The sequence below is a fragment of the Variovorax sp. Soil_C_39 genome, assembly GCF_057656815.1.
This window is the reverse complement of record NZ_JBDGJQ010000010.1, coordinates 45,403-65,871: the sequence shown is the minus strand read 5'-3', so window position 1 is coordinate 65,871 and position 20,469 is coordinate 45,403. Positions and strand designations below refer to the sequence as shown.

Sequence of the window (20,469 nt, the reverse complement as noted above, 5' to 3'; positions counted from 1 at the left end):
GCCTAAACTCGCTGCCATGTCCCTTCCCGCATCTTCCGCCACGACAGAACGCGTCGACATCCAGCTCGGCGACCGCAGCTATCCGATCCTGATCGGCGCCGGCCTGCTCGACGTGCCGCAGAGCTTTGACGTGGTGCCCTCGGCTGCCAGCGCGTTGATCGTCAGCAACACCACCGTGGCGCCGCTCTATGCCCAGCGGCTGCGTGCCGTGCTGGCCGGCCGCTTCCGCAGCGTGCACCTGCTCGAGCTGCCCGACGGCGAGAGCCACAAGAACCTGCAGACCCTGAATTTGATCTTCGACCAACTACTCGGCCGCGGCAGCGACCGCAAGACGGTGCTGTTTGCCCTCGGCGGTGGCGTCGTTGGCGACATGACGGGTTTCGCCGCTGCGAGCTACATGCGCGGCGTGCCCTTCGTCCAGGTGCCCACCACGCTGCTGGCGCAGGTGGATTCGTCGGTCGGCGGCAAGACGGCCATCAACCATGCGCTCGGCAAGAACATGATCGGCGCGTTCTACCAGCCGCAGCTCGTGGTGTGCGACCTGGAAACGCTGCAGACGCTGCCGCCGCGCGAACTGAGCGCCGGCCTGGCCGAGGTCATCAAGTACGGCCCGATCCACGACATGGCGTTCCTCGACTGGACCGAGGCGAACATCGATGCGTTGGTGGCGCGCGATCCGGCTGCGCTGGCGCATGCCGTGAGGCGCAGCTGCGAGATCAAGGCGCTGGTCGTCGGCCAGGACGAACGCGAGACCGGGCTGCGCGCCATTCTCAACTTCGGCCATACCTTCGGCCATGCCATCGAATCAGGGCTCGGCTACGGCGAATGGCTCCATGGCGAAGCGGTCGGCTGCGGCATGGTCATGGCGGCGCATCTGTCGCAGCGCCTCGGCGGCGTGGATGCGGCCTTTGTCGAGCGGCTCACGCGGCTGGTCGAGCGCGCCGGCCTGCCGACCGTCGGACCGGCGCTGGGCGCCGACCGGTACCTCGAACTGATGCGGGTCGACAAGAAGTCCGAGGCGGGCGAGATCCGCTTCGTGGTCATCGACAGGCCGGGCTCGGCCGCAGTCCGCAGCGCGCCCGATGCGCTGGTGCGCGAAGTGCTCGCGCAGTGCTGCGCAAGCGAATGAGCGCCGCGCCGAGCCGCCCCAAGCAAGCTCGCTCCCGCTTGGCGGGAAGGCGCGCAGCGCCAAGGGTGCACCAATGACCCTCGCGGCCTTTGCGTGCCATCCGTCGCGCTCGCGCGGGCGCCGGCATGCCGAGCCGCCGGCGCCGACGCGCGACGCATTCCAGCGCGACCGCGATCGCATCGTGCATTCGACCGCATTTCGGCGCCTGGTCTACAAGACCCAGGTCTTCCTGAACCACGAGGGCGACCTGTTCCGCACCCGGCTGACGCATTCGCTGGAGGTGGCGCAGCTGGGCCGCTCGATCGCGCGTGCGCTGCGCATCAACGAGGACCTGGTCGAAGCCATCGCGCTGGCGCACGACCTCGGCCACACGCCGTTCGGCCATGCGGGCCAGGATGCGCTCGACGCCTGCATGGAAGGCCACGGCGGCTTCGAGCACAACCTGCAGAGCCTGCGCGTGGTCGATGCGCTGGAGCATCGCTATCCGCAGTACGACGGGCTGAACCTGAGCTTCGAGACGCGCGAAGGCATCCTCAAGCACTGCTCGCGAACGAATGCGGAGCGGCTCGAAGCGGCCGAGCCCGGCGGCGTGGCCCGGCGCTTTCTCGACCGCACGCAGCCGGCGCTCGAGGCGCAGCTGTGCAACCTGGCCGACGCGATCGCCTACAACGCGCACGACATCGACGACGGCGTGCGCTCCGGCCTCATCAGCGTCGAGCAGCTCGGCGAGGTGCCGCTGTTCGAGCGATACCGCTGCGAGGCGGTGGCTGAGCACCCGGGGCTGCAGGGGCGGCGCATGCTCTACGAAACCATCCGGCGCATGCTGAGCGCCCAGGTCTACGACGTGATCGACGCCACCCGGGCGGCGATCGAGGCGGTGCAGCCGGCTGACGCGGACGCAGTGCGCCAATCGCCACCGCTGGTGCGTTTCAGTCCGGCCATGCAGGCGCAATCCGACGAACTCAAGCGCTTTCTGTTCCGCAATCTGTACCGGCATCCGCAGGTCACCCAGACCACCGACCAGGCGCAGCAGGTGGTGCGCGAGCTGTTCGACGCGTATCTCGAACGCGACGCCGAGATGCCGGCTTCCTTTGCGGGCCGCCGCGACCGCCACCGTGCGGTGGCTGACTACATCGCCGGCATGACCGATCGCTTCGCGATGCGCGAGCATGAGCGCCTGACCGGGCGTCGGGCGATCGAATGAGCGCCGCGCGAAGGGTGCACCAGTGAGTGCTGCAGCCGCCGCGCCGGCACGCGTTCCGCTCGCCGCCTTTGCCGTGGTTCTGGGAGGCGTCAGCGCCGCGCTGCACCTCGGCAAGCTGCCGCCCGCGGTGCCGGCGCTGCAAGCTACGATGGGCATCGACCTGGTCGAGGCCGGGTTCCTGCTGTCGCTGGTGCAGGTGGCGAGCATGGCGCTGGGCCTGGTTGCGGGGCTGGCAGCCGACACGATCGGCCTGCGCCGCAGCATGCTGGCGGGATTGGCGATCCTGACGGTCGCGAGCCTGCTGGGCGGCGCGGTGGGCGCGGGTTGGCTCGGCCGAACGTTCGCGCTGCAATGGCTGCTGGGCCTGCGCGCGCTCGAAGGCGTCGGCTTCCTGATGGCCGTGATGCCGGGACCGGGGTTGATCCGGGCCTTGACGCCGGCCGGCGCCGACAAGGCCGCGCTGGGCGTGTGGGGCGCTTACATGCCGTTCGGCGTCGCGCTCGCGCTGCTGGCCGGCCCGGCTCTGATCGCCTGGGGCGGATGGCCCGACTGGTGGTGGACGCTGTCCGCGGTCTCCGCGGGTGCGGCGCTCTGGTTGTGGCTTGCGGTGTCCCCGGACGCACGGCGGACCGGCGCTGCCGCGAAGGTGGCGGACGGGGCGGCGGCCACCGGCTGGCCGGCGCGGCTGCGCGCCACTGTCGGCGCACGGGGGCCGTGGATGACGGCTGCGACCTTCGCGGTGTATTCGGCCCAATGGATGGCGGTGATCGGTTTCCTGCCCGCCATCTACGCGGGGGCGGGCGTGCCGGCCGGGCTCAGCGCCGTGCTGACCGCGCTGGCTGCCGCGATGAACATCGTCGGCAACCTCGCGGGCGGCCGCTGGCTGCAGCGCGGCGTGGCGCCCGAGCGCCTGCTGCGCTGGGGGTTCCTGGCCATGGCGCTGGGCGGCATCGCGGCCTTTGCGCAGGTGGGGCAGGGCGGCGACGCGCTGGGGCTGCCGCCGGCGCTGCGCTACATCGCGGTCTGCGTCTTTTCGCTGGGTGGCGGCATGGTGCCTGCCACGCTGTTCCTGCTCGGCGTGCGCCTGGCGCCGGGGCCTTCGACCGTCTCCACCACGGTCGGCCTCATGCAGCAGGCCTCGTCGCTGGGGCAGTTCCTCGCGCCGCCGGCGGTGGCCTGGATCGCGCTGCGCGCCGGCGGCTGGCATTGGACCTGGATCGCCACGCTCGCCTGCTCGCTCGCGGGCATGCTGCTCGCGGCGGGCCTCGGGCGAATACGCCTTGCGACGGAAGTGGCATGAAGGACGCAGCGACAATCGACGCCATGCAGGCCGAAGCCGATACCCGGCGCTGGCTGGAGCGCGCGGTCATCGGGCTCAACCTGTGCCCCTTCGCAAAGGCGGTGCACGTGAAACGGCAGATCCACCATGCCGTCTACCTGGGCGCCGACGAAGGCCTTCTGATCGAGATGCTCCTGGCCGAAGCCCGTGAACTCACTGCGCACGATGCTTCCGTGCGCGACACTACCTTGCTCATCGCACCCAACACCTTGGCGGACTTTCTGGACTTCAACGACTTCACGGCCCGCGCCGAACGCAAGCTCGCGCGCGCAGGCTTCGACGGCGTGCTGCAACTCGCGAGCTTCCATCCGCGGTTCGAGTTCGCCGGCAGCGCGCCCGACGACATCGGCAACGCCACCAATCGCGCGCCCTATCCCACGCTGCACCTGCTGCGCGAAGACAGCGTGAGCCGCGCGGTCGAGGCCTTTCCCGAGGCCGAGGCGATCTTCGAGCGCAACATCGAAACGCTCGAAGCGCTGGGCCAGGCCGGCTGGAATGCGCTCGACGTCGGCGCCGGGAGTGCAACGCGATGAACGGACAGCCGACCCGGGCCGGAATGACCGCCAAAGCGTCGAAGGCCGAAAACGAATTGTTGGAGGTGCTGCGTCCGGGCCAATCGGTCGAGCTCTTGAAGGAACTGCACATCCTCACGCGCGAAGGCCGCCTCAACCAGGACTCGCGCCGCAAGCTCAAGCAGGTCTACCACCTGTTCCAGTTCATCGAGCAATTGCTGCGCGAGCTGCCGGAGGCGGGCACCGGCGCCACGCTGGCCGACCACGGCGCCGGCAAGTCGTACCTCGGCTTCATCATCTACGACCTGTTCTTCCGCTCGCACGCGGGCGGTCACGTATACGGGATCGAGACGCGCGGCGAACTCGTCGAGAAATCGCGTGCGCTGGCCACGCGGCTCGGCTTCGACCGCATGTCTTTCCTGAACCTCACGGTGGCCGAGTCGGCCAGCGCCAGCGAATTGCCCGAGCGCATCGACGTGGTCACCGCGCTGCATGCCTGCGACACCGCGACCGACGACGCCATCGCCTTCGGACTGGCGAAGAAGGCGCGCGCGATGGTGCTCGTGCCCTGCTGCCAGGCCGAGGTCGCGGCCTGCCTGCGCGAGACCAAGGCGCTCGCGCTGTCGCGCACGCCGCTGGCCGAGCTCTGGCGCCATCCGCTGCACACGCGCGAAATCGGCAGCCAGCTCACCAACGTGCTGCGCTGCCTCTACCTCGAGGCCAACGGCTACAGCGTGACCGTCACCGAACTGGTCGGCTGGGAGCACAGCATGAAGAACGAACTGATCCTGGCGCGCCATACCGGCCAGCGCAAGGCTGCCGCCGCGGCGCGGCTGCGCGAATTGCTGGCGCAGTTCGGACTCGACGCCCTGGGCGATACGCGGTTTCGGCTGGACTGAACCGGCGTCGACGCAACCCGCGCGAGCGTTCGACGCCATGGCCCGTCTTCCCCGCCTCACGCTCCCCGGCATGCCGCACCACGTGATCCAGCGCGGCAACAACCGCCAGCCGATCTTTGTGGATCGCGCGGACCACGAAAAGCTGCTCGGCCTGCTCGCCGACAACGCCGTGCGCTTTGGCATCGCGCTGCACGCCTACGTGCTGATGGACAACCATTTCCACCTGCTGGCCACGCCTGACAGAACCACCGGCCTGCCGCAGTTCATGCAGTCGGTGGGGCGCAGCTACGTGCGCTATTTCAACGACCGCCATGGCCGCAGCGGCACGCTGTGGGAAGGGCGCTACAGGTCCACGCTGATCCAGACCGACCGCTACCTGCTGACCTGCATGGCCTATATCGACCTGAACCCGGTGCGCGCAGGGCTGGTGTCGGATGCGCGCGACTTCGCCTGGTCCAGCCACGGTCACTACGCGGGCTTGCGCCACGACAGGCTGCTGACGCCACATCCGCTCTATTGGGAACTCGGCAACACGCCGTTCGCGCGCGAGGCTGCCTATGTAGAGCTCGTGCGCGGCGGCGTGCGTGCTGCCGACCAGGTCGCGCTCACCGATGCAACCTTGCGGGGCTGGGCAGCGGGCGATGCCGACTTTCTGGCCTCGCTTCAGAAATCGACCGAGCGCCGCGTGACCAAGGCCCGCGCCGGCCGGCCTCCCTCAGCGCCCGAGACGCAGGCCTGAACGCAGGGGCATGGAAAAGGCGCCGCTCCGCGTGTCGGCCAATCAATCTGTCCCCAATTTTATCCTCACCAAAACCCTCGAAATTCAATGAGACTCTGACCCCGATTAAAGTGTTTGGCATTCTTTGTGCATCGCAATATCCTCACCATCCCTGCGAAAACTGAAGGAGTGCGCCATGACGACGGCTGCCGAGATCGAACATCTCCAACAACACGGTCTGTATTCCGGTGCCGACGAGCATGACGCCTGCGGCGTCGGCTTCGTCGCGCACATCAAGGGCGAGAAGAGCCATGCCATCGTGCTGCAGGGCCTCAAGATCCTCGAGAACCTCGACCACCGCGGCGCAGTGGGCGCCGACAAGCTGATGGGCGACGGCGCCGGCATCCTGATCCAGCTGCCCGACCGCCTCTACCGCGAAGAAATGGCCAAGCAGGGCGTCACGCTGCCCCCGCCCGGCGAATACGGCGTCGGCATGATCTTCCTGCCCAAGGAACATGCCTCGCGCCAGGCCTGCGAACAGGAGATGGAGCGCGCGATCAAGGCCGAGGGGCAGGTGCTGCTGGGCTGGCGCGACGTGCCGGTGAATCGCGAGATGCCGATGTCGCCGACCGTGCGCGAGAAAGAGCCGCTGCTGCGCCAGGTCTTCATCGGCCGCGGCAACGACGTGATCGTGCAGGACGCACTCGAGCGCAAGCTCTACGTGATCCGCAAGACCGCGAGCGCCAACATCCAGCGCCTGAAGCTCAAGCACAGCAAGGAATACTACGTTCCGAGCATGTCGAGCCGCACCGTGGTCTACAAGGGCCTGCTGCTCGCCGACCAGGTCGGTACCTATTACCTCGACCTGCAGGACAAGCGCTGCGTTTCGGCGCTCGGCCTGGTGCACCAGCGCTTCTCGACCAACACCTTCCCGGAGTGGCCGCTGGCCCACCCGTACCGCTACGTCGCCCACAACGGTGAAATCAACACGGTCAAGGGCAACTACAACTGGATGAAGGCGCGCGAAGGCGTGATGTCGTCGCCGGTGCTCGGCCCCGACCTGCAGAAGCTCTACCCGATCAGCTTCGCCGGCCAGTCCGATACCGCCACCTTCGACAACTGCCTCGAGCTGCTCACGATGGCCGGCTACCCGATCAGCCAGGCCGTGATGATGATGATCCCGGAACCCTGGGAGCAGCACGCCACCATGGACCCGCGCCGCCGCGCGTTCTACGAATACCACGCGGCCATGCTCGAGCCGTGGGACGGCCCGGCCTCGATCGTCTTCACCGACGGCCGCCAGATCGGCGCCACGCTCGACCGCAACGGCCTGCGGCCTTCGCGCTACTGCGTGACCGACGACGACCTCGTCATCATGGCCTCGGAGTCGGGCGTGCTGCCCGTGCCCGAGCAGAAGATCGTGCGCAAGTGGCGCCTGCAGCCCGGCAAGATGTTCCTGATCGACCTGGAGCAGGGCCGCATGATCGACGATGAGGAGGTCAAGGCCACCCTCGCGAACAGCAAGCCCTACAAGCAGTGGATCGAGAACCTGCGCATCAAGCTCGACAGCGTCGAGGCCGAGCCGGCCGGCGCGGTCAGCGCGCCGATCTCGCAGGTGCCGCTGCTCGACCGCCAGCAGGCCTTCGGCTACACCCAGGAAGACATCAAGTTCCTGATGAGCCCGATGGCGCAGGCCGGCGAAGAGGGCATCGGCTCCATGGGCAACGACAGCCCGCTGGCCGTGCTCTCGAGCAAGAACAAGCCGCTCTACAACTACTTCAAGCAGCTGTTCGCGCAGGTGACCAACCCGCCGATCGACCCGATCCGCGAAGCGATCGTGATGTCGCTGGTGTCGTTCATCGGCCCCAAGCCGAACCTGCTGGACATCAACCAGGTCAACCCGCCGATGCGGCTCGAAGTGAGCCAGCCGATCCTCGACTTTGCCGACATGGCCAAGCTGCGCGACATCGGCACCTACACGCAGGGCAAGTTCAAGAGCTACGTGCTCGACATCACCTACCCGCTCGACTGGGGCTACGAAGGCGTCGAGGCCAAGCTGGCATCGCTGTGCGCCGAGGCGGTGGACGCGATCAAGGGCGGCCACAACATCCTGATCGTGAGCGACCGCGGCGTCGGCCCGACGCAGGTGGCGATTCCCGCTGCGCTGGCGCTGTCGGCCGTGCACCAGTACCTCGTGGGCGAGGGCCTGCGCACCACGGCCGGACTGGTCGTGGAGACCGGCTCGGCGCGCGAGGTGCACCACTTCGCTGTGCTCGCGGGCTACGGCGCCGAAGCCGTGCACCCGTACCTGGCCATGGAAACGCTGGCGGCGATGCACGCGGACCTGCCGGGCGACATGAGCGCCGAGAAGGCGGTCTACAACTACGTCAAGGCCATCGGCAAGGGCTTGTCGAAGATCATGTCGAAGATGGGTGTCAGCACCTACATGAGCTACTGCGGCGCCCAGCTGTTCGAGGCCATCGGCCTCAACAGCCGGACGGTCGGCAAGTACTTCACGGGCACCGCGAGCCGCGTCGAGGGCATCGGCGTGTTCGAGATCGCCGAGGAAGCGATCCGCATGCACAAGGCCGCGTTCGGCGACGACCCGGTGCTTGCCAACATGCTCGACGCGGGCGGCGAATACGCCTGGCGCACGCGCGGCGAGGAGCATATGTGGACGCCCGATGCGATCGCCAAGCTGCAGCACAGCACGCGCGCCAACAACTGGAACACCTACAAGGAATACGCGCAGCTCATCAACGACCAGAACCGCCGCCACCTCACGCTGCGCGGCCTGTTCGAGTTCAAGATCGATACCGCCAAGGCGATTCCGGTCGACGAGGTCGAGCCCGCGTCCGAGATCGTGAAGCGCTTCGCCACCGGCGCGATGTCGCTCGGCTCGATCAGCACCGAGGCGCACTCGGTGCTCGCCGTGGCCATGAACCGCATCGGCGGCAAGAGCAACACCGGCGAAGGCGGCGAAGACCCGGCGCGCTACCGCAACGAGCTCAAGGGCATTCCGATCAAGCAGGGCGACACGCTGCGCAGCATCATCGGTGCCGAGAACGTCGAGGTCGATCTGCCGCTGCGCGATGGCGACTCGCTGCGTTCGCGCATCAAGCAGGTGGCCTCGGGCCGCTTCGGCGTCACGGCCGAGTACTTGCATTCGGCCGACCAGATCCAGATCAAGATGGCGCAGGGCGCCAAGCCCGGCGAGGGCGGCCAGCTCCCGGGCGGCAAGGTCACCGAGTACATCGGCAAGCAGCGCTACGCGGTGCCGGGCGTGGGCCTCATCAGCCCGCCGCCGCACCATGACATCTACTCGATCGAAGACCTCGCGCAGCTGATCCACGACCTGAAGAACACCGCGCCGCATGCGAGCATCAGCGTCAAGCTGGTGAGCGAGATCGGCGTCGGCACCATCGCCGCAGGCGTGGCCAAGTGCAAGAGCGACCACGTCGTGATCGCCGGCCATGACGGCGGCACGGGCGCCTCGCCCTGGTCGTCGATCAAGCACGCAGGCAGCCCGTGGGAGATCGGCCTGGCCGAGACGCAGCAGACGCTGGTGCTCAACCGCCTGCGCAGCCGCATCCGCGTGCAGGCCGACGGCCAGATGAAGACCGGCCGCGACGTGGCCATCGGCGCACTGCTGGGCGCCGACGAGTTCGGCTTCGCCACCGCGCCGCTGGTGGTCGAGGGCTGCATCATGATGCGCAAGTGCCACCTGAACACCTGCCCGGTGGGCGTGGCCACGCAAGACCCGGTGCTGCGCCAGAAGTTCTCGGGCAAGCCCGAGCACGTCGTGAACTACTTCTTCTTCGTGGCCGAGGAAGTGCGCCAGATCATGGCCCAGCTCGGCATCCGCAAGTTCGACGACATGATCGGCCGCGCCGACCTGCTCGACATGCGCCGCGGCATAGAGCACTGGAAGGCCTCGGGCCTGGACTTCAGCCGCCTGTTCGCACTGCCGAACGTGCCCGCCGATGTGTCGCGCTACCACGTCGAGAACCAGGACCACGGCCTCGACCGCGCGCTCGACGTGAAGCTGATCGAAAAGTCGCGCCCCGCCATCGACCGCGGCGAGAAGGTGCAGTTCATCGAGGTGGCGCGCAACGTCAACCGTTCGGTGGGCGCCATGCTCTCGGGCGCGCTGACCAAGGTGCATCCGCAGGGCCTGCCCGACGATTCGATCCGCATCCAGCTCGAAGGCACCGGCGGCCAGTCGTTCGGGGCTTTCCTGGCGCGCGGCATCACGCTCTACCTGATCGGCGACGCCAACGACTACACCGGCAAGGGCCTGTCGGGCGGCCGCGTGGTGGTGCGCCCGAGCCTCGACTTCCGCGGCGAAGCGGTGCGCAACACCATCGTGGGCAATACCGCGCTGTACGGCGCGACCACCGGCGAAGCCTACCTCTGCGGCGTGGCCGGCGAACGCTTCGCAGTGCGCCTGTCGGGCGCCACCGCGGTGGTCGAAGGCACGGGCGACCATGGCTGCGAGTACATGACCGGCGGCACCGTGGCCGTGCTCGGCAAGACGGGCCGCAACTTCGCGGCCGGCATGAGCGGCGGCGTGGCCTTCGTCTATGACGAGGACGGCCAGTTCGCCTCGCGCTGCAACATGGCGATGGTCTCGCTCGAGAAGGTGCTGACCTCCAGCGAGCAGACCGCGAGCGTGCACCGCAAGATCTGGCACGGCGGCGAGACCGACGAGGCGCAGCTGCGCAAGCTGCTCGAAGACCACCACCGCTGGACCGGCAGCAAGCGCGCGCGCGAGCTGCTCGACAACTGGGCCGAGGCGCGGACCAAGTTCGTGAAGGTTTTCCCCAACGAGTACAAGCGCGCGCTCGCCGAACTCCACGACCGCAAGGTCGAGCTCACGAGCAGCGGCAACAACGCGTACGTCGGCCTCGAGCCGCATGCGATTGCCGCGTCCAAGACGGCGCCGGCGGCTGCCTGAATGCCCGGGTGAACGCAGAAGACATAACGAAGGAACATCACGATGGGAAAGATCACCGGCTTCCTGGAGCATGAGCGCGTCGAGGAGGGCTACCGCCCGGTCGAGGAGCGCCTGAAGCACTACAAGGAATTCGTCATCGGCCTGGACACCGAACAGGCCAAGGTGCAGGGCGCGCGCTGCATGGACTGCGGCACGCCGTTCTGCAACAGCGGTTGCCCGGTCAACAACATCATTCCGGACTTCAACGATCTCGTGTACCGCAACGACTGGCAGAACGCCTTCGCAGTGCTCGACTCCACCAACAACTTCCCCGAGTTCACCGGCCGCATCTGCCCTGCACCCTGCGAGGCCGCCTGCGTGCTCAACGTGAACGACGATCCCGTGGGCATCAAGTCGCTCGAGCACGCGATCATCGACCGCGCGTGGGACGAAGGCTGGGTCGCGCCGCGCGTGGCCAAGCACAAGACGGGGAAGAAGGTTGCCGTGGTGGGCGCCGGCCCGGCCGGCATGGCCGCAGCGCAGCAGCTCGCGCGCGCCGGCCATGACGTCACGCTGTTCGAGAAGAACGACCGCATTGGCGGCCTGCTGCGCTACGGCATCCCCGATTTCAAGATGGAGAAGTCGCACATTGATCGCCGCGTCGAGCAGATGAAGGCCGAGGGCGTGGCCTTTCGCACCGGCGTGGTCGTCGGTGCCGCGAAGGACCCGCTCGGCAAAGGCTCCAAGGTGACCAACCTGGCCAAGGAAACGGTCACGCCCGAGCAGCTGCAGAAAGAGTTCGACGCCGTGCTGCTCACCGGCGGCGCCGAGCAGTCGCGCGACCTGCCCGTGCCCGGGCGCGACCTCGACGGCATCCATTTCGCGATGGAGTTCCTGCCGCAGCAGAACCGCGTCAATGCCGGCGACAAGCTCAAGGGCCAGCTGCGCGCCGAAGGCAAGCACGTGATCGTGATCGGCGGCGGCGACACCGGCTCCGACTGCGTGGGCACCAGCAACCGCCACGGCGCAGCGAGCGTCACGCAGTTCGAGCTGATGCCCCAGCCGCCTGAGGAAGAGAACCGCCCGCTGACCTGGCCCTATTGGCCGATCAAGCTGCGCACCAGCTCCAGCCACGAGGAAGGCTGCGAGCGCGAGTTCGCGATCTCTACCAAGGAGTTCATCGGCGAAAAGGGCAAGGTCACCGGCCTCAAGACCGTCCGTGTCGAATGGAAGGACGGCAGGATGCAGGAAGTCGCAGGCAGCGAGCAGATCCTCAAGGCCGACCTCGTGCTGCTCGCCATGGGCTTCGTGAGCCCCGTGGCGGCGGTGCTCGATGCCTTCGGCGTCGAGAAAGACGCGCGCGGCAACGCCCGCGCTAGCGTCGATTTCGTCGGCGGCTATGTCACCAACGTGCCCAAGGTGTTCGCGGCCGGTGATATCCGCCGGGGCCAGTCGCTCGTCGTCTGGGCGATTCGCGAGGGCCGGCAGGCCGCGCGCTCGGTGGACGAATTCCTGATGGGATTCAGCGACCTTCCGCGCTGAGATTTTTGTTTCAGTTTGGCGGGGCCTGCCGCGCTCCCGCTATCATTCGCGGAAACCGCACGCCGGGATGCCCGAAAGGGTGCCCGGCTTTTTCATTGAGATGGACGCAGCCGTACCCCAGCCCCAACCCTTCGTAGAGTTCCGCGACGTCACGTTCGGCTACGGCGCACGCGCGATCCTCGGCGGCGTGTCGTTTTCCGTGCCGCGCGGCAAGGTCACGGCACTGATGGGCGCTTCGGGCGGCGGCAAGACGACCGTGCTGCGGCTCGTCGGCGGCCAGCAGCGGGCGCAGCGCGGCGAGGTGCTGTTCGACGGCCACGATGTGGGCGGCTTCGATGCGGCGGCGCTGTACGCGGCGCGGCGCCGCATGGGCATGCTGTTCCAGTTCGGTGCGCTCTTCACCGACATGAGCGTGTTCGACAACGTCGCCTTCCCGCTGCGCGAGCACACGCAATTGCCCGAGCCGCTGGTGCGCGACATCGTGCTCATGAAGCTCGACGCGGTCGGCCTGCGCGGTGCGCGCGACCTGATGCCGAGCGAGGTCTCGGGCGGCATGGCCCGGCGCGTGGCGCTGGCCCGCGCGATCGCGCTCGACCCCGACCTGGTCATGTACGACGAGCCCTTCGCCGGCCTCGACCCGATCTCGCTGGGCACGGCGGCGCGGCTGATCCGGCGGCTCAACGACACGCTCGGGCTCACGAGCATCGTGGTTTCGCACGACCTCGAGGAAACCTTCCGCATCGCCGACCATGTGGTGATCCTGGCCAACGGCCGCATCGCCGCGCAGGGCGCACCCGACGACGTGCGCCAGAGCGACGACCCGCTGGTCCACCAGTTCGTCAATGCGCTGCCCGACGGACCGGTGCACTTTCATCACCCGGGCGTCGGCATCGAGGAAGACTTCGATCCGCAGGGAGGCCGCTCATGAGCTGGTGGAATCCGGCCGACGTCGGCTTCACGGTGCGCAGCAAGCTCGCCGGCCTGGGCTACGGCGCCAAGCTGTTCGTGCGCTTGGTGCTGCAGGGCGCGCAGAGCCTGCGACGCTTCAGCCTGGTGCGCGACCAGATCCATTTCCTCGGCAACTACTCGCTCGCGATCATCGCGGTGTCGGGCCTGTTCGTCGGCTTCGTGCTCGGGCTGCAGATGTACTACGCGCTGCAGCGCTACGGTTCCTCCGAAGCGCTCGGCCTGCTGGTGGCGCTGAGCCTGGTGCGCGAGCTCGGGCCGGTGGTGGCGGCGCTGCTCTTCACCGGTCGGGCCGGCACCTCGCTGACCGCCGAGATCGGCCTCATGAAGGCCGGCGAGCAGCTCAGCGCGATGGAGATGATGGCCGTCGATCCGGTGCGGCGCATCCTGGCGCCGCGCTTCTGGGCCGGCGTCATCACGATGCCGCTGCTGGCGGCGGTGTTCAGCGCCGTCGGCATCATGGGCGGCTACGTGGTCGGCGTGCTGATGCTCGGCGTCGACCCCGGTGCGTTCTGGGGGCAGATGCAGGGCGGCGTCGACGTGTGGCGCGACGTCGGCAACGGCGTGATCAAGAGCATCGTCTTCGGCTTCACCGTCACTTTCATCGCGCTGCTGCAGGGCTACGAGGCGCAGCCCACGCCCGAAGGCGTGTCGCGCGCCACCACGCGCACCGTGGTGATGGCGTCGCTGTCGGTGCTGGGGCTCGACTTCCTGCTCACCGCCATGATGTTCAGTATTTGAAGGAGCCCCGGCTCCATCGTTCTAGAGAGTGCCAACCATGCAACGTTCCAACAACGACCTCTGGGTCGGCCTGTTCGTCCTGATCGGCGGCGCGGCGCTGCTTTTCCTCGCGCTGCAGTCCGCCAACCTGCTGAGCCTGAATTTCCAGCAGACCTACAACGTGGTCGCCCGCTTCCAGAACATCGGCGGGCTCAAGCCGCAGACGGCGGTCAAGAGTTCCGGCGTGGTCGTCGGCCGTGTCGAATCGATCACCTTCGACGACAAGACATTTCAGGCCAACGTGACGCTGGCTTTGCAAAAACGCTACAGTTTTCCCAAGGACAGCTCGCTCAAGATCCTGACCAGTGGCCTGCTCGGCGAGCAGTACATCGGCATCGAGGCGGGCGCCGAGGAGAAGAACCTCCAGGCCGGCGACACGATCACTGCGACCCAGTCGGCCGTGGTGCTCGAAAACCTGATCAGCCAATTCCTCTACAGCAAGGCGGCCGAAGGAAGCACTTCGACGCCGGGAACAGCCAACAAGAAATGAAATCAACGAGCACTCTGAGGCCGCTCGCTATCAATAAGGTAGCGCGCGGCGCACATTGGGCGGCCGCTGCCGTCGCCCTGGCCCTGGCTGCGGGATGCGCCAGCGGCCCCCAGGCCCATCCGGGCGATCCTTTCGAGCCTTTCAACCGCGGCGTCACGCGCTTCAACGACGTGGTGGACGACGCAGTGCTCGTGCCCGCGGCCACCGCCTACGAACGCGTGCTGCCTTCGATGGTGCGAACGGGCGTGGGCAACTTCTTCAGCAATGTCGGCGACATCTGGAGCTTCGCCAACAGCGTCGCACAGCTCAAGCTGCGCAACAGCGCCGAGACCTTCATGCGTCTCAACGTGAACACCTTCTTCGGGCTTGGCGGTCTGCTGGACATTGCCACCGAGGCCGGCATCGACCGCCACGAGGAAGACTTTGGCCAGACACTCGGCCGCTGGGGCGTCGGGCCCGGACCGTACGTGGTGCTGCCGGTGTTCGGCCCGTCGACGGTGCGCGACACCGCCGCCCTGCCGGTCGACCGCGCCGGCAGCGTGATCGGCAACATGCACGACGTGGCATGGCGCAACTCGCTGGCGCTGCTCGAAGCCGTCGACACGCGCGCGCGGTACCTGCGCGCGGGGCGGCTGCTGAACGACGCCGCGCTCGACAAGTACACCTTCACGCGCGACGCCTACCTGCAGCATCGCCGCAGCGACGTCTACGACGGCAATCCACCGGACGACGACGATGAAGGCGGAAAGTAGATCGGGGCGGAAGCAGGGCTGATCGCCGCCGGATGCGAGCGTTTCTGCTTGCATCCCGTTTCAAGGCTTCACCTGTGCTTCAGGGAACCGGGTCGGCCGGCGGCCTGTCGAACACGTTCTTTCCAGCAGGCGCGCGAACAATCGAATCGATCGCGCGGCCCTGCAGGAGTTTCAACTTGAAGGGGTTTTCATGAACAACAAGATCTTGCAACGCCGCGGCTTCGGCCGGCTCGTACTGGCCAGCGCACTGCTCGTGGGCGCCGCCACCGCCTTCGTGCGTCCCGCGCATGCGGCCGACGAGGCGCCCGACGCGCTCGTCAAGCGGCTGTCGACCGACGTGCTCGAGACCATCAAGGCGGACACCTCGATCAAGGCCGGCGACATCAACAAGATCATGCTGCTGGTCGACAGCAAGATCATGCCCAACGTCAACTTCCAGCGCATGACGGCGTCCGCGGTGGGCCCGGCCTGGCGCCAGGCCACGCCGGAGCAGCAGAAGCGCCTGCAGGAAGAGTTCAAGACGCTGCTGGTGCGCACCTACGCGGGCGCGCTCGACCAGGTCAGCGACCAGAGCGTCACGGTGCGTCCGTTCCGCGGTTCGACCGAAGACAACGAAGTGCTGGTCCGCACCGAGGTCAAGGGCCGCGGCGATCCGGTCCAGCTCGACTACCGGCTCGAGAAGACGCCGGGGCAGGGCGGTGGCTGGAAGGTCTACAACCTCAATGTGCTGGGCGTCTGGCTGGTCGACACCTACCGCACGCAGTTCGCGCAGGAAATCAACGCCCGCGGCATCGATGGCCTGATTGCAGCGCTCGCCGCGCGCAACAAGGGCAACAGCGGCCGGAGCTGACGCCATGCTGGTGCTGCCCTCGAAGCTCACGCACGACGACGCCCCGGCCTGCATGCGCATGCTGCAGCAGGGGCTCGCGGGGCAGACCGATACGTCGACAGTGGTCGACGCCAGCGCGCTCGCGCAGTTCGACTCCTCGGCGCTTGCGGTGCTGCTCGAATGCCGGCGCGAATCGAGCGCGATCGGCCGCGGCTTCGCGGTCAAGGGACTGCCGCCCCGACTGCGCGAGCTGGCGGCGCTGTACGGCGTCGCGAGCCTGCTGCCGGCGGCGCCCTGAGCCGCCTTCCGGATCGCCGCATCGGCCGGCGCCAGCGCAGGGCATCGGGCCTGCGTCCAGCGTGCAAACTGGCGCGCCCGTAAAATCGCCGGCTCCCATGCCCGCGATCTCATTCCAGTCGGTCTCCAAGACCTATCCCCCCTCCAGACAACAGCGGGCCCAAGGCCAGCAGGGTTTGCGCGCCGTCGACGACGTCAGCTTCCAGATCGAGGAGGGCGAATTCTTCGGCCTGCTCGGTCCCAACGGCGCCGGCAAGACCACCCTGATCAGCATGCTCGCGGGCCTGTCGCGGCCCACGGCCGGCGCGATCAGCGTGCACGGCTTCGATGTGCAGCGCGACTACGCCGAAGCGCGGCGCCAGCTCGGCATCGTGCCGCAGGAGCTGGTGTTCGACCCGTTCTTCAACGTGCGGGAGTCGCTGCGCATCCAGTCGGGCTATTTCGGCATCAAGAACAACGAGGCCTGGATCGACGAGCTGCTGCAAAGCCTGGGCTTGGCCGACAAGGCCACCGCCAACATGCGCCAGCTCTCGGGCGGCATGAAGCGCCGCGTGCTGGTGGCGCAGGCGCTGGTGCACAAGCCGCCGGTCATCGTGCTCGACGAGCCCACGGCCGGCGTCGACGTCGAACTGCGCCAGACGCTGTGGCAGTTCGTCGCCAGGCTCAACAAGCAGGGCAGCACCGTGCTGCTCACCACCCATTACCTCGAAGAGGCCGAAGCGCTGTGCAGCCGCATCGCGATGCTCAAGCTCGGCCGCGTGATCGCGCTGGACCGCACCAGCGAGCTGCTCAAGTCCGCCGCGAGCAATGTGCTGCGCTTCAAGACCGACGCCATGCTTCCGTGGTCCATCGCCCAGCATGCGCGCATCACCGGCCGCATCGTGCAACTGCCGGCGCAGAACGCGCATGAAGTCGAACAACTGCTGGCCGCGATCCGCGAGGCCGGCGTCGTGGTGGAAGACGTGGAAATGCGCAAGGCCGACCTGGAAGACGTGTTCATCGACCTGATGGCGGGCGAGCAGACGCCGCTGGAGGTGTCCCGATGATGGCCGTTACGGGATGGCGCGCGCTGCTCTACAAGGAGACGCTGCGCTTCTGGAAGGTCGGCTTTCAGACCGTCGGTGCACCGGTGCTCACCGCGCTGCTCTACCTGATGGTGTTCGGCCATGTGCTCGAAGACCATGTGAAGGTCTACGGCTCGGTCAGCTACACCGCCTTTCTGGTGCCCGGGCTCGTGATGATGAGCGTGCTGCAGAACGCCTTCGCCAACAGTTCCTCGTCGATCATCCAGAGCAAGATCATGGGCAACCTGGTCTTCGTGCTGCTCACGCCGCTGTCGCACTGGGGCTGGTTCTTCGCCTACGTGGGCTCGTCGGTGATCCGCGGGCTGGCCGTGGGACTCGGCGTCTTCGTGGTCACCATGTTCTTCGCGATGCCGAATTTCGTGGCGCCGCTCTGGATCGTGGTGTTCGCGCTGCTTGGCTCGGCCATGCTCGGCACGCTGGGGCTCATCGCAGGGCTCTGGGCCGAGAAGTTCGACCAGATGGCCGTGTTCCAGAACTTCCTGATCATGCCCATGACCTTTCTCTCGGGCGTGTTCTATTCGATCGGGTCGCTGCCGCCGTTCTGGCAGAAAGTGAGCCACCTGAACCCGTTCTTCTACATGATCGACGGCTTCCGCTACGGCTTCTTCGGCGTGAGCGACGCCTCGCCCTGGCTCAGCCTGGGCATCGTCGGCGCGGCGTGGCTCGTGATCAGCGCGATCGCGGTCCATCTGCTGCGCATCGGCTACAAAATCAGAGGCTAAAACCCCCATGACCGCTGAAGAACTTCAAGCCATCATCCAGTCCCATCTGCCTTGCGAGCACATCGCGCTCGAGGGCGATGGCCGGCACTGGTATGCCACCATCGTCTCGGCCGAATTCGAGGGCAAGCGCCCGATCCAGCGCCATCAGCGGGTCTACGCCACCCTGGGTGCGAAAATGCACACCGACGAGGTGCATGCACTCTCGATGAAGACCTACACGCCGGCCGAATGGGCGGCGATCGACAAATAAGTAAGCAAGCAACGGCCGCCGAGCGGCCCCTATTCGCTGGATTCCTGATGGACAAGCTTCTGATTCGCGGCGGGCGCCAGCTTCGCGGCGAGGTACTCATTTCCGGCGCCAAGAACGCCGCACTGCCCGAGCTGTGCGCAGCGCTCCTGACCGACCAGCCCGTGGTGCTGCACAACGTGCCGCGGCTGCAGGACGTGTCGACCATGCTCAAGCTGGTGCGCAACATGGGCGTCACGGCCGAACGCGACGACAACGGCACGGTGCGGCTCGACGCCGGCGATCTCGTCAACCCCGAGGCGCCCTACGAACTGGTCAAGACCATGCGCGCCTCGGTGCTGGCGCTGGGCCCGCTGCTCGCGCGCTTCGGCCATGCGAAGGTCTCGCTGCCGGGCGGCTGTGCCATCGGCTCGCGGCCGGTCGACCAGCACATCAAGGGACTGCAGGCCATGGGCGCCGAGATCGCGGTCGAGCACGGCTACATGCTCGCGCGGCTGCCGGCCGGCCGCACGCGGTTGAAGGGCGCCCGCATCCTGACCGACATGGTCACCGTGACCGGCACCGAGAACTTCCTCATGGCCGCAGCGCTGGCCGAAGGCGAGACCCTGCTCGAGAACGCCGCACAGGAGCCCGAGATCGTCGACCTGGCCGAGATGCTGATCCGCATGGGCGCGAAGATCGAAGGCCATGGCACCAGCCACATCCGCATTCAGGGCGTCGATAAGCTGCACGGCTGCGAGCATGCGGTGGTGGCCGACCGCATCGAGGCCGGCACCTTCCTCTGCGCCGTGGCCGCGACGGGCGGCGATGTGCTCCTGCGCCATGCGCGCGCCGACCACATGGAGGCCGTGATCGACAAGCTGCGCGATGCCGGGTGCACGGTCGCTGCGGAAGAGGGCGGCGTGCGCATCAGCTCCAGCGCGCCGGCCAGCGGGCACCTCAAGGCGCAAAGCTTCAGCACCACCGAATACCCGGGCTTTCCGACCGACATGCAGGCCCAGTTCATGGCGCTCAACGTCATCGCGCGCGGCGCGTCGATGGTCACCGAAACGATCTTCGAGAACCGCTTCATGCATGTGAACGAAATGATGCGCCTGGGCGCCCGCATCCATGTCGAAGGCAAGGTGGCGATGGTCGAGGGCGTGGAGCAGCTCTCGGGCGCCACCGTGATGGCCACCGACCTGCGCGCGTCAGCGAGCCTTGTCATTGCCGGGCTCGTGGCCGACGGCGAGACGCTGGTCGACCGCATCTACCACCTTGACCGGGGCTACGACCGCATGGAAGCCAAGCTGCGCGGCCTCGGCGCCGACATCGAACGACTGACCGGAGCCGCCGCCGCATGATCACCCTCGCATCACAGGAGTCGCAATCGTGATCACGCTTGCTCTGTCCAAGGGCCGCATCTTCGAAGAGACGCTGCCCCTGCTGGCCGCGGCCGGCATCGAGGTCACCGAAGACCCCGAGAAATCGCGCAAGCTGATCCTCGGCACCACCCGGCCCGACGTGCGCGTGGTGCTGGTGCGCGCCTCCGACGTGCCCACCTACGTGCAGTACGGCGGCGCCGACCTCGGCGTGACCGGCCTCGACGTGCTGCTCGAGCACGGCAACCAGGGCCTGTACCAGCCGCTCGACCTGCGCATCGCGGCCTGCCGCCTCAGCGTGGCGGTGCGCGCCGACTACGACTACGCCTCGGCCGTGCGCCAGGGCTCGCGCCTCAAGGTGGCGACCAAGTACGTGGGCCTTGCGCGCGAGTTCTTCGCGAGCAAGGGCGTGCACGTCGACCTGATCAAGCTCTACGGCAGCATGGAACTGGCGCCGCTCACCGGGCTGGCCGATGCCATCGTCGACCTGGTCTCGACCGGCAACACGCTCAAGGCCAATCAGCTGGTCGAGGTCGAGCGCATCATGGACATCAGCGCGCGTCTCGTGGTCAACCAGGCCGCGCTCAAGCTCAAGCGCGAGCCGATCCGCCGCATCATCGACGCCTTCGCGTCGGCCATTCCCTCTGCCTGATCTCTTTTC

The 20,469-nt window shown here is 67.5% G+C and carries 19 protein-coding genes; all 19 read left to right on the top strand.

Annotated features, from left to right (window positions below; all coding sequences use genetic code 11):
- Nucleotides 1–16: 16 nt before the first annotated feature.
- Nucleotides 17–1,129, top strand: a complete 1,113-nt coding sequence (gene aroB, locus AC3A6J_RS22295; protein ID WP_487862181.1) for a 3-dehydroquinate synthase — start codon at nucleotides 17–19, stop codon at nucleotides 1,127–1,129.
- Nucleotides 1,130–1,202: 73 nt separating this feature from the next.
- A complete protein-coding gene (locus AC3A6J_RS22290; RefSeq protein ID WP_487862180.1) occupies nucleotides 1,203–2,333 on the top strand; it encodes a deoxyguanosinetriphosphate triphosphohydrolase in 1,131 nt (376 codons plus the stop codon).
- Between the two features lie 22 nt (nucleotides 2,334–2,355).
- The gene (locus AC3A6J_RS22285) at nucleotides 2,356–3,633 is read left to right on the top strand and encodes an MFS transporter (protein WP_487862179.1); all 1,278 of its coding nucleotides are present in this window, start codon (nucleotides 2,356–2,358) and stop codon (nucleotides 3,631–3,633) included.
- A complete protein-coding gene (locus tag AC3A6J_RS22280) occupies nucleotides 3,630–4,205 on the top strand; it encodes a DUF1415 domain-containing protein (protein WP_487862178.1) in 576 nt (191 codons plus the stop codon). The genes AC3A6J_RS22285 and AC3A6J_RS22280 overlap by 4 nt, the downstream gene beginning before the upstream one ends.
- A gap of 23 nt (nucleotides 4,206–4,228) precedes the next feature.
- Nucleotides 4,229–5,083 (top strand): class I SAM-dependent methyltransferase, encoded by an 855-nt coding sequence (locus AC3A6J_RS22275; protein ID WP_487862177.1) that lies wholly within the window; start codon nucleotides 4,229–4,231, stop codon nucleotides 5,081–5,083.
- Between the two features lie 37 nt (nucleotides 5,084–5,120).
- A complete protein-coding gene (locus AC3A6J_RS22270; RefSeq protein ID WP_487862176.1) occupies nucleotides 5,121–5,822 on the top strand; it encodes a transposase in 702 nt (233 codons plus the stop codon).
- A 175-nt stretch (nucleotides 5,823–5,997) separates the two neighbouring features.
- Nucleotides 5,998–10,758: a glutamate synthase-related protein gene (locus AC3A6J_RS22265; RefSeq protein WP_487862175.1), complete on the top strand. Its 4,761-nt coding sequence runs from the start codon at nucleotides 5,998–6,000 to the stop codon at nucleotides 10,756–10,758.
- A gap of 42 nt (nucleotides 10,759–10,800) precedes the next feature.
- The gene (locus tag AC3A6J_RS22260) at nucleotides 10,801–12,279 is read left to right on the top strand and encodes a glutamate synthase subunit beta (protein WP_487862174.1); all 1,479 of its coding nucleotides are present in this window, start codon (nucleotides 10,801–10,803) and stop codon (nucleotides 12,277–12,279) included.
- 67 nt (nucleotides 12,280–12,346) lie between these two features.
- The gene (locus tag AC3A6J_RS22255) at nucleotides 12,347–13,207 is read left to right on the top strand and encodes an ABC transporter ATP-binding protein (protein ID WP_487862173.1); all 861 of its coding nucleotides are present in this window, start codon (nucleotides 12,347–12,349) and stop codon (nucleotides 13,205–13,207) included.
- Nucleotides 13,204–13,986: a lipid asymmetry maintenance ABC transporter permease subunit MlaE gene (gene mlaE / locus AC3A6J_RS22250; RefSeq protein WP_487862172.1), complete on the top strand. Its 783-nt coding sequence runs from the start codon at nucleotides 13,204–13,206 to the stop codon at nucleotides 13,984–13,986. Before AC3A6J_RS22255 ends, mlaE begins: the two co-directional genes overlap by 4 nt.
- Before the next feature lie 37 nt (nucleotides 13,987–14,023).
- Complete coding sequence (gene mlaD / locus AC3A6J_RS22245; protein ID WP_487862171.1) at nucleotides 14,024–14,515, top strand: outer membrane lipid asymmetry maintenance protein MlaD; 492 nt, start codon at nucleotides 14,024–14,026, stop codon at nucleotides 14,513–14,515.
- The gene (locus tag AC3A6J_RS22240) at nucleotides 14,512–15,267 is read left to right on the top strand and encodes an MlaA family lipoprotein (protein WP_487862170.1); all 756 of its coding nucleotides are present in this window, start codon (nucleotides 14,512–14,514) and stop codon (nucleotides 15,265–15,267) included. Before mlaD ends, AC3A6J_RS22240 begins: the two co-directional genes overlap by 4 nt.
- A gap of 190 nt (nucleotides 15,268–15,457) precedes the next feature.
- Complete coding sequence (locus AC3A6J_RS22235; RefSeq protein WP_487862169.1) at nucleotides 15,458–16,117, top strand: MlaC/ttg2D family ABC transporter substrate-binding protein; 660 nt, start codon at nucleotides 15,458–15,460, stop codon at nucleotides 16,115–16,117.
- Nucleotides 16,118–16,121: 4 nt separating this feature from the next.
- Nucleotides 16,122–16,394: an STAS domain-containing protein gene (locus tag AC3A6J_RS22230; RefSeq protein ID WP_487862168.1), complete on the top strand. Its 273-nt coding sequence runs from the start codon at nucleotides 16,122–16,124 to the stop codon at nucleotides 16,392–16,394.
- 97 nt (nucleotides 16,395–16,491) lie between these two features.
- The gene (locus AC3A6J_RS22225) at nucleotides 16,492–17,439 is read left to right on the top strand and encodes an ABC transporter ATP-binding protein (RefSeq protein ID WP_487862167.1); all 948 of its coding nucleotides are present in this window, start codon (nucleotides 16,492–16,494) and stop codon (nucleotides 17,437–17,439) included.
- Nucleotides 17,436–18,200: an ABC transporter permease gene (locus AC3A6J_RS22220; RefSeq protein ID WP_487862166.1), complete on the top strand. Its 765-nt coding sequence runs from the start codon at nucleotides 17,436–17,438 to the stop codon at nucleotides 18,198–18,200. The genes AC3A6J_RS22225 and AC3A6J_RS22220 overlap by 4 nt, the downstream gene beginning before the upstream one ends.
- A 7-nt stretch (nucleotides 18,201–18,207) precedes the next feature.
- On the top strand, nucleotides 18,208–18,450 hold the full coding sequence (locus AC3A6J_RS22215) for a BolA family protein (protein WP_487862165.1): 243 nt from the start codon (nucleotides 18,208–18,210) through the stop codon (nucleotides 18,448–18,450).
- Nucleotides 18,451–18,497: 47 nt separating this feature from the next.
- Nucleotides 18,498–19,790 (top strand): UDP-N-acetylglucosamine 1-carboxyvinyltransferase, encoded by a 1,293-nt coding sequence (gene murA, locus AC3A6J_RS22210; protein ID WP_487862164.1) that lies wholly within the window; start codon nucleotides 18,498–18,500, stop codon nucleotides 19,788–19,790.
- Nucleotides 19,791–19,818: 28 nt separating this feature from the next.
- Nucleotides 19,819–20,460: an ATP phosphoribosyltransferase gene (gene hisG / locus AC3A6J_RS22205; RefSeq protein ID WP_487862163.1), complete on the top strand. Its 642-nt coding sequence runs from the start codon at nucleotides 19,819–19,821 to the stop codon at nucleotides 20,458–20,460.
- Nucleotides 20,461–20,469 lie beyond the last annotated feature (9 nt).